19 protein-coding genes and 1 pseudogene (1 of these 20 only partly in view) are annotated in these 15,734 nt (G+C 35.6%); 8 read left to right on the top strand and 12 right to left on the bottom strand.

The window, feature by feature from the left end; all coding sequences use genetic code 11:
- From AW729_RS10905 to AW729_RS10865, 9 genes are all read right to left on the bottom strand, one after another.
- A protein-coding gene (locus AW729_RS10905) for a radical SAM protein (protein WP_112125150.1) crosses the window boundary here: on the bottom strand, positions 1-827 show its 5' portion. 40 nt of this gene lie to the left of the window's left edge; only the first 827 of its 867 coding nucleotides appear in the window; the start codon lies at positions 825-827; the stop codon falls past the left edge of the window.
- 28 nt (positions 828-855) lie between these two features.
- A complete protein-coding gene (locus AW729_RS10900; RefSeq protein ID WP_112125148.1) occupies positions 856-1,407 on the bottom strand; it encodes a methanogenesis marker 17 protein in 552 nt (183 codons plus the stop codon).
- 15 nt (positions 1,408-1,422) lie between these two features.
- Positions 1,423-2,676 (bottom strand): methanogenesis marker 15 protein, encoded by a 1,254-nt coding sequence (locus tag AW729_RS10895; RefSeq protein WP_112125146.1) that lies wholly within the window; start codon positions 2,674-2,676, stop codon positions 1,423-1,425.
- Positions 2,669-3,130 carry a methanogenesis marker 5 protein gene (locus tag AW729_RS10890; protein WP_236951285.1) on the bottom strand — a complete coding sequence of 154 codons (462 nt, stop codon included), beginning with the start codon at positions 3,128-3,130 and terminating at the stop codon, positions 2,669-2,671. Before AW729_RS10890 ends, AW729_RS10895 begins: the two co-directional genes overlap by 8 nt.
- Positions 3,131-3,248: 118 nt before the next feature.
- Positions 3,249-3,749: a methanogenesis marker 6 protein gene (locus AW729_RS10885; RefSeq protein ID WP_394339561.1), complete on the bottom strand. Its 501-nt coding sequence runs from the start codon at positions 3,747-3,749 to the stop codon at positions 3,249-3,251.
- Complete coding sequence (locus tag AW729_RS10880; protein WP_112125142.1) at positions 3,733-5,265, bottom strand: methanogenesis marker 3 protein; 1,533 nt, start codon at positions 5,263-5,265, stop codon at positions 3,733-3,735. The genes AW729_RS10885 and AW729_RS10880 overlap by 17 nt, the downstream gene beginning before the upstream one ends.
- 243 nt (positions 5,266-5,508) lie before the next feature.
- Positions 5,509-6,492 (bottom strand): methanogenesis marker 2 protein, encoded by a 984-nt coding sequence (locus AW729_RS10875; protein WP_112125141.1) that lies wholly within the window; start codon positions 6,490-6,492, stop codon positions 5,509-5,511.
- A gap of 67 nt (positions 6,493-6,559) precedes the next feature.
- Entirely contained in the window at positions 6,560-7,681 is a 1,122-nt protein-coding gene (locus tag AW729_RS10870; protein ID WP_112125294.1) for a DUF2117 domain-containing protein, read from the bottom strand.
- Positions 7,682-7,702: 21 nt separating this feature from the next.
- On the bottom strand, positions 7,703-8,212 hold the full coding sequence (locus AW729_RS10865; protein ID WP_162685914.1) for a ribonuclease VapC: 510 nt from the start codon (positions 8,210-8,212) through the stop codon (positions 7,703-7,705).
- Positions 8,213-8,368: 156 nt separating this feature from the next.
- Between AW729_RS10865 and AW729_RS10860 the strand changes: the two genes are divergently transcribed.
- From AW729_RS10860 to AW729_RS10850, 3 genes are all read left to right on the top strand, one after another.
- A complete protein-coding gene (locus AW729_RS10860; protein WP_112125139.1) occupies positions 8,369-8,605 on the top strand; it encodes a PRC-barrel domain-containing protein in 237 nt (78 codons plus the stop codon).
- A 53-nt stretch (positions 8,606-8,658) separates the two neighbouring features.
- Positions 8,659-9,192: an orotate phosphoribosyltransferase gene (pyrE, locus tag AW729_RS10855; RefSeq protein WP_112125138.1), complete on the top strand. Its 534-nt coding sequence runs from the start codon at positions 8,659-8,661 to the stop codon at positions 9,190-9,192.
- 116 nt (positions 9,193-9,308) lie between these two features.
- Positions 9,309-9,887 (top strand): PRC-barrel domain-containing protein, encoded by a 579-nt coding sequence (locus AW729_RS10850; protein ID WP_112125137.1) that lies wholly within the window; start codon positions 9,309-9,311, stop codon positions 9,885-9,887.
- 41 nt (positions 9,888-9,928) lie between these two features.
- Here AW729_RS10850 and AW729_RS10845 read toward each other — a convergent pair whose 3' ends face one another.
- A complete protein-coding gene (locus AW729_RS10845; protein WP_112125136.1) occupies positions 9,929-10,264 on the bottom strand; it encodes a hypothetical protein in 336 nt (111 codons plus the stop codon).
- A 338-nt stretch (positions 10,265-10,602) separates the two neighbouring features.
- On the opposite strand from AW729_RS10845, the gene AW729_RS10840 reads away from it, so the two are divergent.
- Entirely contained in the window at positions 10,603-11,406 is an 804-nt protein-coding gene (locus AW729_RS10840) for a DUF4013 domain-containing protein (protein ID WP_112125135.1), read from the top strand.
- A 769-nt stretch (positions 11,407-12,175) separates the two neighbouring features.
- Here the strand turns inward: AW729_RS10840 and AW729_RS11570 are convergent.
- Complete coding sequence (locus tag AW729_RS11570; protein WP_236951237.1) at positions 12,176-12,430, bottom strand: hypothetical protein; 255 nt, start codon at positions 12,428-12,430, stop codon at positions 12,176-12,178.
- A gap of 120 nt (positions 12,431-12,550) precedes the next feature.
- Positions 12,551-12,739 (bottom strand): hypothetical protein, encoded by a 189-nt coding sequence (locus tag AW729_RS11565; RefSeq protein WP_236951236.1) that lies wholly within the window; start codon positions 12,737-12,739, stop codon positions 12,551-12,553.
- On the opposite strand from AW729_RS11565, the pseudogene AW729_RS11800 reads away from it, so the two are divergent.
- The 4 genes and pseudogenes from AW729_RS11800 to AW729_RS10820 form a co-directional block, all read left to right on the top strand.
- Positions 12,651-13,157, top strand: a pseudogene (locus tag AW729_RS11800) (hypothetical protein); the annotation flags it as partial. The gene AW729_RS11565 and the pseudogene AW729_RS11800 overlap by 89 nt on opposite strands.
- Before the next feature lie 186 nt (positions 13,158-13,343).
- Positions 13,344-13,730 (top strand): transglutaminase family protein, encoded by a 387-nt coding sequence (locus tag AW729_RS11355; RefSeq protein ID WP_162685912.1) that lies wholly within the window; start codon positions 13,344-13,346, stop codon positions 13,728-13,730.
- A gap of 199 nt (positions 13,731-13,929) precedes the next feature.
- The gene (locus tag AW729_RS10825; RefSeq protein WP_112125133.1) at positions 13,930-15,231 is read left to right on the top strand and encodes a phenylacetate--CoA ligase family protein; all 1,302 of its coding nucleotides are present in this window, start codon (positions 13,930-13,932) and stop codon (positions 15,229-15,231) included.
- 8 nt (positions 15,232-15,239) lie between these two features.
- Positions 15,240-15,680: an acetolactate synthase gene (locus tag AW729_RS10820; protein ID WP_112125132.1), complete on the top strand. Its 441-nt coding sequence runs from the start codon at positions 15,240-15,242 to the stop codon at positions 15,678-15,680.
- Positions 15,681-15,734 lie beyond the last annotated feature (54 nt).

Below are 15,734 nucleotides of genomic sequence, written 5' to 3'. Positions count from 1 at the left end.
TGCTGTTTTGATCCGGGTATTCCGAATGCGTCTGCCCTACACTGGGTACATGCACGGAATATTGGAATAATCTCCTCTACTTCTGATCGGACCGTACTTAACATGCCACAGCCTGGTTTTTCCAGGTCTTTGAATTTGTTTAATGGAATTAAAGGTAATACATTCATTATGGCTGCACCCTTGGATTTTACCACTTTGGCTATTTCTTTTATGTGCTTATCGTTTACGCCCGGTATAAGTACACTGTTTACCTTAACCACCACGCCCCTTTGTGAAAGCATTTCAATACCTTTGAGTTGGTTTTTAAGAAGTATCTCAAATCCTTCTCTGCCATGGTACATCTTTCCATGATATACTATGTCATCATATATCTGTACGCCGATGTCGGCATCAACAGCATTTATGGTAATGGTCACCGTTTTTACTCCCGCCTGGGCTATCTTATCGGCATATTCCGGTACAAGAAGTCCATTTGTACTCATGCACAATATCAAATCAGGAAATTCCTCTTTTACTCTTTCGAAGAGTTTCAATGTATCTTCACTGCATAGTGAATCTCCGGGACCGGCCACTCCAACCACATTTATGGGCATTTTTTCGGTAGTTTGTCTGATATGTTCTATAGCTTCATCAACACTCATTATACATGATGCCACTCCCGGCCTTTTTTCCGTATCATTGAGTTTTCTTGTACAGAATCCGCATTGGATATTGCAATTTGGAGCTATTGGAATATGAATTCGTCCAACTTTATCATGTATCTTTTCATTAAAGCAAGGATGTGCCTTTGTAATATGAGCAAAACGACTCATTCTCTTATCACTCATATTTAACCCCCTAATTATATTGTTAGAATTATGCATTTCTAACTTCTTCTATTACTTCATTAAATTTCTTATCCCATTTTACGTCTATGATTTCATCACTACTCATGATGCATATCAGATTATCCTCACTGGCATTTCTAGTCATTCTGAATCCTTCAGGCATTACCCTGAATAATGCATCATAGACCTTTCTTTTTAGTTCCTCTGAAGGGTCATGCACTATGAAATTTTTAGGATCCAATTGTGGATTGGTCACTTCCATTTTATATCTGTCAGGCTGGTTGACATTTTGACGACCTTCACTGGTCCATAGTGCTTTGAGTAGGTTAGGGATGTAGTTTTCATCTTCAACCACAATCTTTAGTACATCATTATCCATTTTATAGGAGGCTATATCATCAAGATATACCGGTTGTGATGCTTTTTCTAATTTTACAACTCCTATAAATAATGCTTCACGCGGATCTATGAAGATTTTTATTGCATTAATTGCACGAGCTAATTTCAAGTCTTGAAGTGTATGTCTAAGTAGTGTATCATAAACCTGTGCACCTACTTCATCATAACATTCCACATACATTTATAAAACCTCTTATTAGAATCTCTTACTGTCATCGACATCTGAATCCTTAAGTCCTGATACTAGCATTGCAGCACCTACAGCCCCAATATACTGGGAATACTCCGGTACGACTATATCAATACCACCAAGGATATCCTGTACGGCATCCACAAGTCCTGCTATAAGGGAAGTTCCACCTACCTGAATCAATGGTTCACGTACGTCAATTTCCTGCAGTTGTTGTTCATATACCTGTTCTGCCACTGAATAACATGCGGCACTTGCGGCATCCTCCTTGGATGCTCCTCCTGCAAGGGAAGTTACCAAATCCTGTATACCAAATACGATACAGTAACTGTTTAGAACGGCGTTTCTATAGTTTCCCTGTTGTGCGAGAGGCCCAAGTTCGGTTATGTCAACGCCTAACCTGCCACTGGTCATGTCGAGGAAACGACCTGAAGCTCCGGCACAGATACCTCCCATGGTAAAGTTATCAGGTATACCGTTGTTTACTGTAATGACCTTGTTATCCATACCACCTATATCCAGTACAGTTGCCTCACCTTTCTGTGCATCTGCCAGGTATACGGCTCCCTTACTGTTAACTGATATTTCTTCCTGTATGAGTTTTGCACCCATATCCTTACCTATGGTCATACGGCCGTAACCTGTTGTACCAATTGCCTCTATATCATCCAGTTTATAATCGGTTCCTTCCAGTGCCTGTGCTATACCGTCATTTGCACAGCCTATGATATCTCCTGTTTTTACCCATCCGGTACCGATTATCTCATTATTTTCCATCAGTGCTACCTTTGTTGTGGTAGAACCGCTGTCTATACCGAGGGTCAGTCCTTCCTGTTTTTCACGTGCAAGTACGCTTTTTCTTGCGACGATTGTTGTGAGTGCTTCCATACGGATAAACAGTTCTGATGCCTTTGTCTTTTCGGTGAATGAGTATGTTACCACAGGCAGGTCAGTATAGTTTTGAATAAGCCTACGTACTTCGTTTCTTGCTATGGCGGCCTCTGCACATCTGAAACATGTACATATAAATACGGCGTCGGCCTCGTTTTTTCCTTCAACCAGACTCATTGCCCTTGCAATCATTAGTTTTAAACTTGAACTTGCACAGCTTAAGCCGAACTTTTCATATGCCTCGTCAATGTCATCAAGGTTTACATCGGGCATGACCATCTGTGCACCAAAGGTCTCAGCGGCCTTTTCTATTTCTTTTTGAACTCCACTGTATTCTGTTCCACAGGATAATTGTGCGATTTTAATCATCCGCGTCATCCTCCTTATCTTTTAGCATGTCTAAAAAGGTGTTTATCTTATGTACCATTTCTATTGTATCATCACGTGAGGTAGGATAATCCAATTCCAGTACTGGAATATCCTTTCTTCTTAGCGAGAATACTGTTAATTCTGATGATCTTGCACATCCTACACATCCGAAACCATATGGTGCTTCGTTCATTATAATTGCAGCTTCAGCTTCTTCTATAATTGGACCAAACAGTGACATACGTCCACGAACACCTGACGGCACTTCTATAGCAGCATACTTTAATCCATCTATCGGATCATTTTCTGTCATGTTGAAAGGAGGTGCATCCAAATCAGGACTTGTAACCTTTTTTTGCATCTGTTTTTGAACAACCAACGGTTCATGTCCACTTCTAACTATCATATCTGCTAATATCATAGAGTTAGGTGGAAATATTGCAACTTTCATAATATAACCTCTAATTCCTATTTGTTAATTTATTCAATCTTATAAAATTCATCATGAGCGATTGTTGACTTGTAAAGTTATTTTTTTAGCTAATCAATTTTTAGATTATTGTCGATAATATCTATTGCTTGTTTTTATCGTATTGGTTTACTATATCAATAAATTCATCCAATTCCACTTTTTTTGGAGGATTTAAATCAACATGTCTTGGATTTTCCAGAGCAACACTGACATCTGGCAGTAGTTTATACTCGGCCTCTATTTGATGGAAGCCCTCTCTTGCTCCTCCACGTTTAGCCCTACATCTTCTAGGATCGCCCGGTGGAAATCCCCTGAATTTAATAAATATATGATTAGGGTCAAGTTCCCTAGCCTTTTCCACAGCTTCCATTACCAAGTCAGGATACCCGTTTAGATTAGCACCATAACAGGTCAAACGAATATTTATAGGCAATTCAAGCATGTGCAGGAAATTTAATAATTCCTTTGAACTTACTGAACAACCAGGTCCCAATATAATCATACGAGTAATTTTATCTTTTTGATCAGAATCCCTGTATGTTCCATCACCCATTGGAATATGACAGAATTCATTATCTATATCATTATTTTTCTCTGACATATACTGTGTCTCCTTCCTTAAATCCTTTGAAGTTTTCACATCCGGCTACAACTCTACCTATAACATTTGTACTGTTGAATGATTCTCCAGTCGGACCGAATTCGGTGTTGTCAACGAATCTGATTCCGATATTACCCACGTGCTTACATGCAGTGTTACTTACACATATATCCCATGCATGTACCACTCCATCAGGCAACTTCTCAGGAATCAAACCCTTGGCCTCCTTATTGACGGCCTTGAACATTATGATATCCATCTCCTTAATTGCCATGTCAACCTGTATGTGTCCTACATCCCCATCCAGAAGTCCTGTAATTTTTCTAAAGTACCATACGGAACTTGGAGATTCATCCTCGTATAATTCGATTTCAACGAAGTCCTCCTTGGGAACACCGAGTGTACTGATCTTACCGCTATGGGTTACATCAACGGTATACAATGGATTTTGTGCCACAATGATTGCCTCATCATCAGTTAATCCATCACGGGTATGTTCAATGTTTAATGAGGACAGGTATTCATCGGCTTCAAGTTGAGTCATTGCCACCGTGGATATCTTTTCGGGATTAGTCTTTACTGTTAATTTTTCATTTTCCTCGACGGTATCCAATAGTTGCATACCCTTTGTAATGTAGCCTACCACGTTATGTGCCGGTGAGGATACCCTATTTTCTCTGTATAGGTATACGCTACCAACACCGTATCCCTGATTTCTTAACGTGACGGTTCCACGTTTTCTTTTTTCAATTATTTCAGAGTCTTTTTCCAGTCCGCGTAAGTCGAAGTTTCCAATGAAACTTTCCGATTCATAGTCAACGTCAATTGTACCATCCTCTATGATTTTAAGAAAATGTTCAAATGATCGCGGTGCCTCTTGATTGGCTTCAACTTCAATATAAGTATATAGCTCATTTCCTTGCTTAAGCGGAGTTGATAAGTCAGTACCGGATGCTGTTTTCACTACGCTTTTTCTTTCGATGACAGGTTCTATGCCAACGATATTATCGGTGTTCTTAAGATTTAACACGGTCCTTTTACCACCGACAACCGTGGCAAATACTCCCCTATTCTCATCAGGAACTCCATATATGGCCCTGTGTTTTGATTTTGAAAAGAGTATGTGGGTTGCTTCGTTGGAAAAACCGGATAAACTTAATATTACATCCCACCTGTTGTATAGGTATTCATCATGGGATGGCTCCAGGTCTGTTACGACAGCCCCCATTGCCACTTCATTAGATGTCGTCCACCTAATTAGTGTAGATGCGAAGTCACTGTAGTGATTCTTCCAAAAGTTAGTGATGTACGTCAGGTCATCGACAAGTTCGATAATGATACTTCCCTTGGTCGTGATTATCTTATACTTGTTTACATGACTTTCAAGTTCTTCTCTTGCTTCAATTAATGAAACTGCACAGCCACTAACATATGGAGCATTAGCTTGTTTAATAGCATCTTCAACGGTTGAACCAGCCTTTAATTCCATTTCAACTCCATTGATTTTAACTTGCATTTTCTCGCCTCGACATATGATACTGTATAACATTATCATATTTTATTAGAAATTTTATGAAGTAATTCCTATGTTTTAATCTTTGAATTTTATAATATTAATTAATTTCTAAAAAGAGTATTATAGTCATAGCTGTCAACAGATTATTCATGAAAAAAAATATGTTTTAAAAATTTGAGAAGAATTCATAAAAGAAAAAATATGATAAAAAGAAGCAAATAAATAAAAAAGGAGGTTAAACTATTATTTATCCTCAGAAAAACCCATTATAATTTCACTGTTAAAATCAAAGACGCATCTTTTTTCGTCCTTGTATTTCATTGTTAACTTACGGCTATCATTTACCTTTCCAATACAACTAGCCGTTATATTAACGCTGTTTAATAAATCCAAAACCTCATCAGTGTTTCGGCTATCACAGGTAATGACAAATGCAGAACCGGGATACATCATAAACCATTTAATCCAATCCATATCATCCGGCTTTGGAATTAATTCCATGTCGATATCAGCACCCATACTAGATGCCTCAAGAAGCATTCCCAGTGTACCTACTATGCCGGGATTACTGATATCCTTAGCGGCATTGACCAGATGTCTTTTTCCAAGCGTATTCATTATCAGTATCTGTTGCTGGACATACTCCGGGGACTTGTCACTTGTCGTATCCCAGTTAATCTCGGTACCCGGATATACCTGTCCATCCAAATCAATTGCCACTATAACATCGTCATCATCCTTTGCACCGCAACTGGCAATTACCGCATCCTTATCCACAATACCGCTGATGGCTACATCCAATGCATTATATGGGGTATCCGGATGAGTGTGACCGCCCACCATAGGCACTCCAAATTTTTTAACTCCCTCCTTGATTCCATCCATGATTTGCTTTGTGACTTCGTCATCACTGCTGGACAATACGTTGGTCATACCCATAGGAAGTCCCCCCATGGCTGCAATATCATTTACGTTAACAAGTACCGAGCAGTAACCGGACCACCATGGGTCAATATCCATCAGGGCCCCCCATATACCGTCAGTTGCCAAAAGCATCAGCTGTTTATTTCCAATATCTATGGCAGCCGCATCATCACCGAATGCCAGATAAACATCACCCGATATGTTATAGACATCTTTCAAGCTTTCACGAACATCAGCTATGGAATGCTTTCTGGTAACGCCCTTGAATGTCTTGATTGACTCGACTATTGCATCAAAATCCAAATTTATACCTCCAAGATAATAATTCTAAATTCTATGATAATCTTTATATTACATTACTTAAAACTTTTTATGATAATTGATTTTCAACTATGTGATATTCGACATCCGTTTGATTGATAAGCGATATTATTTCATCCTTCAATGAATCAATCGAGTCTATGGTGATTATTTGATTTTCGTCAAAGATTTCATCAAATATCTTTCTGCCGATTATATCATCCCAGCCGGACTCCAACTGTATGATTAATGAGTCGTCCATCTTAAATGATTTTTCAACCACCTTATCCAAATCACCGTCGGTTATGCCGATTACTGGTACTTCAAACCTGTATAGTATATCTGATGAAAGAAGTGTCGTGTCATCACCCACACTTACGATTACACTGTTTTTATTGTATTTGTAAATGTCCTCCGCTGCATGATCAAGATATACCGCCGTCTGTTTAAGGGATTGTTCATGTTTGATGATTCGGGGAGTGACGTTATCTGACTTTCTTAAAAGTCCCGTTTTTATTATTGCCTTTTTAAGGTCCACTTTTCCCAGCTTTTCAAGGCCATGTTCTTTGATTACTCCCCCGTCCATGTTTATTATCCGATTATTTTTGGCCGTTATGACAAGAGATTCATCTGTTACTCTTCCTATTATGACGCCATTCATCATGACGTTCTCTCCGGGTGCCACGCCTGCCACCTTGCGTTTTATTACGGAGTTGTCATCGTCGATGTTTGATTCGTCACAGGCAATCCTTTTTGCCATATCCGATGATATAATTGGCAATCTTAATCTATTAGAAACTTCAAGTAAAAATTCATCATCAATCTCATCCGACCAGGCTATTATAACCCCGTCCTCTTCGGCGGGTCTTTCGATTTGAATTAGCCTTGCATTACAGTTTGAATTGGTATAAACCTTATAGCCGAATGTGTGGCCGGTTACCTGATTTTTCCCATAGTTTAATAAAAACAGTACGTCATTGTCCTCTGCCATTAAGCGAATGGATTGGCTGGGAAGCAGTTTTCGTGAGATGTCTATGACATCCTCCAGGGATGCATCAATTACCGCGGTTCTACCCATGGTACCGCCCAATCTGCAGGATACGTTGCCCATCGTAGACAATATGTCAATTATTCTTAGTGCACATCCAGAGTCAATAATACCTGGACCGTGTACAATCACTCCAATATCCAATGTCATGTTTAATCATACTTCCTAATAGTTTCTGTGGGAATTAACCCGTTTTCTGATAATCGGTGAACCGCAGATGTCACACTCGGTTAGCTTCGTATCTCCGGGGTACTTCTTACGACAACCTTTGCATATTTTCTGCCAGGAGATGGTTTCCTTTATTCCCTGTGTATATACACCCCTAAATTCAAGGTTCAGCAATTTCAAAACGTTCTGCATGGAATAGTCGTCACTGACTGTGATAACATCATGGCCAAGGGACTTGTATTTAAGGCTTAATGCAACAACATCCCTGTCTGTCTGGGACAGTCTCATATTGTCACCGGAATCCAACAGCACTTCATCCAGTTTAGAGTACTGTTCATCATCAACAGATTCTATCTTAAGTATTCCCTCATTGATACAATTATTTAATAATATTTCGGCATTGATGTCCTTTATTTCACCGACGGCTGATGAGACCATGATATTCAAGCAGTCCTTCATATAAAAACCGTTTATTAATGCGGATGCGTCTAAGTTATATACCTTCATCATAACACTCCATGGAAATTATATTTATATTTGCTTGAAAAAATATATTTCTATTCATATATTACTATTATTTCAAAGTAATATAAAAAGATGAAAACATTATAATATAATTAATAAAAAAAATAATTAATATATAGATTGGATAAAGTGATTTAAATGAGAATCATAAATGACATTATTAATAAAGAAGTGGTGAATGGCGAAGCCATGACGATAGGAAAAGTTGTGGATATTGAAATTGACACCGCGGCGAATGCAATAGAATCGTTGATAATAGTAAAGAATAAGGGACGTAGAAAATCTTCTGAAGAGATTAAAATTCCATTTGAAGAAGTTAGCAGGATAGGGGACATGATATTAATTAGAAAATCCTTTGAAAAAAGTTTCATATAACCATTATCATATAAACGGCAAACAAATACACGAAGATAATTAAAGGTGATATTATGACTGATTATAAAAATAAACTGATAGAATTACTAAAGGGAAATGATGTAATTAAATTTGGTGACTTTACACTCTCATCAGGTAAAAAAAGTGATTACTACGTTGACATGAAAAAGGCAATTACCGAACCGGAAATACTGGAATGCGTAGCCTACATGATTACTGAAAGTATAGATGACAGTATTGACAAGATAGCAGGACCTGCTCTTGGAGCTGTACCTATAGCTACGGCAACATCCTTAATATCAAAAAAGCCAATGCTTATGATTAGAAAAGAAAAGAAATCATACGGTACATCCAAACAAATTGAAGGCCAACTGGATGAAAATGACAATGTAATCATTGTAGAAGACGTTACGACTACCGGAGGATCTCTACTCAAAGCTATTGATGTGATAGAGGACAACGGCGGAAACATCATCAAGGCATTCGTAATAGTGGACCGTGAAGAGGGAGCAAAAAAGACCTTTGAAGAAAGAGGCATCATCTTCGAGCCATTGCTTACAATAAGTGAATTTAAGCAATATTTATAATACATATCATAATATTTCTGCAAATTTATAAGAAAACAACTATCAAAAACATTATATAATAAGAATAATTAACAAATAATTATAATCATAAAAATAATAAATATGAGGTAAAGAATATGAAAACTAATGAAATTGTCGGAAAGAAAATCATAGACAAAAACGTTAAAGAAGTAGGAAAAATCGCTGAAATGACATTTGATACTAAAACATTTAAATTAACAGGTATTTACGGTTCAACAGGAAATCCAATCAGTAAAAAATATCATGACATCAAACCGGAAGACATAATGGCCATAGGAGATTACTTGCAGGTATCTGTAACTAAAGAAGATCTTATGGAAAATACCATGGAAAAAATACCTCAAAGTGAAGAAAACCATGTCAAAAGCAGTGAAATCATAGGTAAAAAAGTCCTTGACTGCAACGGAAATGAAAGTGGAAAAGTTTCTGGAATCAACATTGACATCGACAAGCAAGAGATTACTTCATTACTTCTTAGCAAAACATCATCATTTACCAAGACCGAAGAGGCTGAAATAGAACAGGATGAAATTACCGGTTTTGGTGATTACATATTAATAAATAAGGTATTGGAATTTGTTAATGATAAAAAAGATGATGAAAAAGAAGAAGAGACTCAGGAAGGCCAAGAAGCTGAAGAGGATGAAGAAAAAGTAAACATCAACATCAACTAAACCCCTCTTTTATACTTTTTTTAAATCAATGCATTTTTAAATCAGAAATCCGCCAATTGCCTGATTCCATTTATGTTCATTTCTACAAAGTTCCTGTTTGCAGGATTTGCCAATGTATAATACTGTTTTTTACCTGTTTTCTTATATGCAAGAAACATTAACTTTTGAAGTCTTTCAGTATCGGCACATAATACATGATTTAGTTTCTGTTTTTGCTGTGGCGTTAACTCTTGCAGATACTTTGCAATCGTTGGACGGAACTTATCTACCAGATTGACATTTCTTTTTATCATCAGTTCCAGTACGAATGGTGGTGCCATGGTAAATAAATGTTCATATTCCTTAATATCATCGTAGGTTAGTGTTTCATCAGTCATATATATCACATCTATACTGTTTTGTTTTGATATTTTATTTCTTACTATCGATTAGTATATATACTTTATGTCAACCAAAGCTAATTAATATACCATCCAGTATAAACCAGGCAAATACTTATTTTTAGAAGTGAATATTATAACGCCCATATATAATCTACCAAGAATTACGGTAGATAAAAGGTATGATAATTAATGCAATACCTGTTGAATGAAAAATGATAATGATACTGCACATATACTGTTTGATATCATGAATTAAGAAAGATATGAACAATAAAAATAATAATTTAAAAGGAAATACATATTAAATAATAAAAAAAGGGGAATGGAAAAAAATGAAAAACAAGGAAATTATTAAAGAATCCCTCCTATTTCCAATAAAAAACTACAAGTATTTTATAATAGTAACAATTCTGTTTCTAATCTCAGAATTTACTCATGAATACTTTTTACACTCACATAATTTAGATATTACAACGAACATAATTTTCATAGTAGCATGTTTAATCATACCATTAATTGTTCTTGGAATAAGCCTGCAAATAATATTTCACCTACTCAATAAAAAGAAAGGAGCACCAAAGATAAGCTTTGATGAATCAATAAAGGAAGCCTTGCAGGATACAATACTTGAATCATATTACCTTATATTGGCATTAATAATATCAACAATACTGTCAATACCTACAGGACTATTTCAAAGAATTGATGAGATTCCCACATTTATGTCAGACATGATAACAACTACCGAGGAAATAAGCATATTTGAGATTATGGGATCACTTCCGGATATGGCAATTGTAGATACAGCCAACAGCCTTAAAATGTCTTTGATAATATTCATAATAGTAGTTGTAATACTCTTTTCAATATGTACGATAAGTAAAATTGACTTAAATGCAAATGAAGATTATAAACAATCATTTAACATAATGCGTATGTTAAAGATTATAAAAAAAATAGGAATAATCAAGTACCTGGAATTTCTACTATTGATAATAATTATTAGTATAGTAATTGCAAATATAATTTTCATCCTAAATTTAGCACCGACATTTGGAAGTATAATATCAGCAATTCTGGAATCGTTCTCATTGTTCTTCTTCCTACATTCATTTGCAAAACTATACCCCGAATAACTCTCCCCCACCCTTTTACTCATTTTTTCTCAAAAGCTATTTTTAAAATATAGCCCATTCTGTAGTCTTGAATTAAATGTAAAAAATAAATAAAAACTGATTAGCGTGTTTAAACAGTTGCTCAAAAAAACTCAAGTAAACATCACACTAAAAAAACTTTTGTTAAAAAAATACAAAATCCCGATTTAAGCTTCAATTTATACAAATAAGAAGGATATTCCCCGTTTTTATCCAAATAGCCCATCAATTAAAATAAAATAATGAATAAGGCATAATCCTTTAATGACAATAAGACAGATAATTAAATATTATTTTAAAAAAATATCAAAAAATCCACATCAACACTGTTAAAGTATGTAGAACTTTAATATGCTCTGTTAATCAATAGATAAAGATAAAAAAACAACAGCAATAAAAGAATAATAATACTTATGTAAAAATTATATCATAAAGTTTAACTCAATTATATAGGATATATAAAGTTTAAATAAGTAATAATAATTATCCAATCCTTTAAAAACACGATAATATGTATTATTTAAAAAAAATATTTATATACTATGAAATAGTAATGATATATACAAGTCGAACAAAAAAATTATGATTCGACTATAAATATAACCAATTTATATTAATAAGGAGGTTTTATAATTAAGGGTTATTTTGGTACAATAATCTTAATATGTGCAACCATTTTATTAATTAGTTCAGTAAGTGCAATAGACACTGATGACAGCACAATTACATCAGATACAATATCAAATGATATTCAAGCAACCCATTCTACAACAAATACAGAAACTAACACAAACACAGCGATTACTACCAACTCAGCATCATCTTCAGCAAGTACTACCAACTCAAATACAGTAACGAATGTTACTACAGCAGATTCCGAAGATGATAATAAAGCCGACAGTACCACAGGTATCCAAAAAACTACAAGCAATATAAAAACAAGCAGTAAACTTGATTCTACACAAGTAGCAATCAATTCAATTACTGCAAGTAGTACAGATACCATACTTTTAAAGGCAACAGTAGCATCCGGTTCAAAATATGTTCCAAAGGGTCTTGTAGTCTTTAAAATAAACGGTAAAACTATCGGCCAGGCTAACGTAACAAATGGTAAAGCATCATTAAGTTATAAAATACCAGGATATTCTGCAGGCACATATACTACAAGTGTAGTATTCGGTGCTACAAGCAGATATTCATCATCAACTGCAAAAGGTACTCTTAAAATAACAAAAAGTTCCTCAACAACCACACTTAAAGATTTAACTGGTATTGAAGGATCAAAAGTAAGAATACTGGCAGTTGTTAAAGACAAAACAGGTGCATATGCACACGGTGGAAGTGTAGTCTTTAAATTAAATGGACTATCAATAGGAACAAGCAAGGTTGTAAATGGAGGAGCAGCTATAAATTACACTATACCTACATCCTTCACCAAAAGTTCATATACGATAACTGCAACCTACAGCGGTACAGGTGCGTTAACTTCATCAAAAGCATCAAGTACACTTAAAGTTCTAGCACTTCAAAAAACAACAACAAGCGTAAGTGATATTACAAGTTCCGCAGGTAAAAGCATAACTGTCAAAGCCACTGTAAAAAGTGGTTCTGCAGCATTAAACGGCGGTACTGTAGTATTTAAATTAAACGGACTTACAATAGGTAAAGCTACCGTTAAAAGTGGAATTGCAAGTATATCATACACCATTCCAAAAAGTTTAAGCAAATCAGCATACACGATAACAGCAACATACAGCGGATATATACAATACCAGGCAAGTACGACATCCGCTAAACTAAAACTTGAAACACAAACTCTAACAGGAAAAAACACGACACTAACACAAAACAGTGCCTTAAAACCATACATTACAACCAGTGCCTCAAATTGCCAGGTATACAACAGCGTCATACAAAACTTGGCAAAATCATTAATAAGTGGAAAAACAACCACCCTGGCACAGGCAAAGGCAATATTCAGCTACTTGAATCAAAAGACAAGTTATGATTACTATGCAAACACCAGATATGGTGCACTTGGAACATGGAACAGAAAGGCAGGTAACTGTTGTGATATGGCAAACCTGATGGTTGCAGTATGTAGAGCTGCAGGAATACCGGCAAGGTATGCTCATGCTACATGTTACTTTAGAAGTGGTCTGGTAACAGGTCACGTATGGGCACAGGTATACGTCAACGGTGCTTGGCATGACTGTGACTTGACTTCAAATTCAAATTCATTTGGAAATATTGTTAATTGGAATAGATGTTATAACAAGAGATTCTACACGACATTACCATTCTAATTTCAATATCCCTTTTCTTTTTTTTTAACAAATTTACATCATTTTACTAATGAAAATTATTTCTTTTGACATACTGATTAAGAAATAACCGTATTATCCCCGATTGCCATCAAAGATGAAAAAAGGTTTTCATAAAAAAAATTAATAATAACCTCGTATATAAATAATTATTATTTATTAAAAAGGAAGTTTAATATTAATGATATGGGATGAAGAAATCGAATGTATGTCACGTGAAGACATGCAGGAATTACAATTAAAAAGATTACAGGATGTAGTTACGAAAGCATTTAACAAAGTACCATATTATCATAAAAGATATAGCGAAGCAGAGGTATACCCAGAGGATATTCAAACTTTAGATGATATTGAAAAATTACCGTTCACAACCAAAACAGACCTAAGAGCATCATATCCCTTCGGATTATTTGCCGTAGATCAGAAAGATATCGTTGAGATACACACCTCAAGTGGTACTACAGGAAAACCTACAGTATCCGGTTATACCGCTGAAGACCTTGATATATGGGCAGAAGTAATGGCTCGTGGAATGACAATGATGGGTATCGGTGAAAATGACATAGTACAGAACACTCATGGATACGGATTATTTACAGGCGGATTTGGAGTTCACTACGGTGGACAAAAAATCGGTGCAACGGTTATACCAATATCAACCGGTCAAACACTCAGGCAAATTGAGCTTATGAAAGACTTCGGTACAACGATGCTGATATTCACTCCATCCTATGGATTACACATAGCGGAAGAATTGGATGAAATGGGCATTAAGCCATCAGATTTAAATCTTAAAGTAATAGGTTTTGGATCAGAAAGCTGGACCGACCAGATGAGACAGAGCATTGAAGAAAAATTTGAAGTGCCGGCCTATAACATATATGGATTAACGGAAGTGATGGGTCCTGGAGTTGCAATGGAATGTGAACAGCAGAATGGACTACACCTATATGAAGATCATTTCTATCCTGAAATAATCGACTCAAAAACATTGAAGCATATCCCTGAAGGCCAAAGCGGTGAACTGGTACTTACCACATTAACACGTATCGGAATGCCTATAATCAGATTCAGAACGCATGATGTGACCAGTATAAAACATACAAAATGTGGCTGTGGAAGAACACTTGTAAAAATGTCCAAAATTACAGGTAGAACCGATGACATGCTTAAAATCAAAGGAGTAAGTGTATTCCCTTCACAGATTGAAAAGGCATTACTTTCCATTAAAGGTGTAGAACCACATTATCAGATTATACTTACAAGACCGGATAACTTAGACCAGATAGAAGTTAAAGTTGAAGCATCCCCCGACATATTCTTTGATAACATTAAAGAATTGGTGGGTATTCGTGACAAATTAGCAGAAGCCATACATGACGAAATTGGTTTAAGAGTAAATGTAACTCTTGTAGAACCCAAAACCATTGACAGGGTAGATGCAGGAAAAGCCGTAAGAGTAATAGACAACAGAAACAAATAAAACGAGGTATGCAAATGGAATACTTAAAACAATTATCAATCTTTCTTGAAAACAAAGAAGGAAGAATGTTACATACATTAGATATTATTGAGGAATTGAATATCAACATACGTGCATTATCTATAGCAGACACATCTGAATTTGGAATTTTAAGATTAATAGTGTCAGATCCATTAAAAGTTAAGGAAGAACTGGAAAAACATGATTTCATCGTTAAAATAACAGATGTAATTCCTGTTGCTATTAATGATGAACCTGGAGGATTAAATCAGATTCTTAGGTTATTAAGTATAAACGACATTAACCTTGAATACTTATATGCATTCGTTGAACAACAGACCTATGAAGCAATAGTAATCCTAAGATTAGAAGATATGGATGAAGGATTAAAAGTATTAAAAGAAGGAAATGCAAAGATACTTTGTCCTGATGAAATATATTCCATCTAAACCCCAAAAACCCTTTTTTTTGAACAAAATTTTAAGAAAACTCTTTTTTTTGAA

Source organism: Methanosphaera sp. BMS (assembly GCF_003268005.1).
Classification (GTDB): domain Archaea; phylum Methanobacteriota; class Methanobacteria; order Methanobacteriales; family Methanobacteriaceae; genus Methanosphaera.
The sequence above is the reverse complement of the archived record's forward strand: the minus strand, read 5'-3'. Positions and strand labels throughout refer to the sequence as shown.

What these genes read in the sequence shown, in the direction of transcription:
- AW729_RS10900 (WP_112125148.1), bottom strand. Translation starts at nt 1,407, where the DNA reads ATGTATGTGGAATGTTATGATGAAGTAGGTGCACAGGTTTATGATACA.
- AW729_RS10895 (WP_112125146.1), bottom strand. Translation starts at nt 2,676, where the DNA reads ATGATTAAAATCGCACAATTATCCTGTGGAACAGAATACAGTGGAGTT.
- AW729_RS10885 (WP_394339561.1), bottom strand. Translation starts at nt 3,749, where the DNA reads ATGTCAGAGAAAAATAATGATATAGATAATGAATTCTGTCATATTCCA.
- AW729_RS10880 (WP_112125142.1), bottom strand. Translation starts at nt 5,265, where the DNA reads ATGCAAGTTAAAATCAATGGAGTTGAAATGGAATTAAAGGCTGGTTCA.
- AW729_RS10865 (WP_162685914.1), bottom strand. Translation starts at nt 8,212, where the DNA reads ATGAAGGTATATAACTTAGACGCATCCGCATTAATAAACGGTTTTTAT.
- AW729_RS10860 (WP_112125139.1), top strand. Translation starts at nt 8,369, where the DNA reads ATGAGAATCATAAATGACATTATTAATAAAGAAGTGGTGAATGGCGAA.
- pyrE (WP_112125138.1), top strand. Translation starts at nt 8,659, where the DNA reads ATGACTGATTATAAAAATAAACTGATAGAATTACTAAAGGGAAATGAT.
- AW729_RS10850 (WP_112125137.1), top strand. Translation starts at nt 9,309, where the DNA reads ATGAAAACTAATGAAATTGTCGGAAAGAAAATCATAGACAAAAACGTT.
- AW729_RS10845 (WP_112125136.1), bottom strand. Translation starts at nt 10,264, where the DNA reads ATGACTGATGAAACACTAACCTACGATGATATTAAGGAATATGAACAT.
- AW729_RS10840 (WP_112125135.1), top strand. Translation starts at nt 10,603, where the DNA reads ATGAAAAACAAGGAAATTATTAAAGAATCCCTCCTATTTCCAATAAAA.
- AW729_RS11570 (WP_236951237.1), bottom strand. Translation starts at nt 12,430, where the DNA reads ATGGTATCTGTACTACTTGCAGTAATTGAATTGATTGCTACTTGTGTA.
- AW729_RS10825 (WP_112125133.1), top strand. Translation starts at nt 13,930, where the DNA reads ATGATATGGGATGAAGAAATCGAATGTATGTCACGTGAAGACATGCAG.
- AW729_RS10820 (WP_112125132.1), top strand. Translation starts at nt 15,240, where the DNA reads ATGCAAATGGAATACTTAAAACAATTATCAATCTTTCTTGAAAACAAA.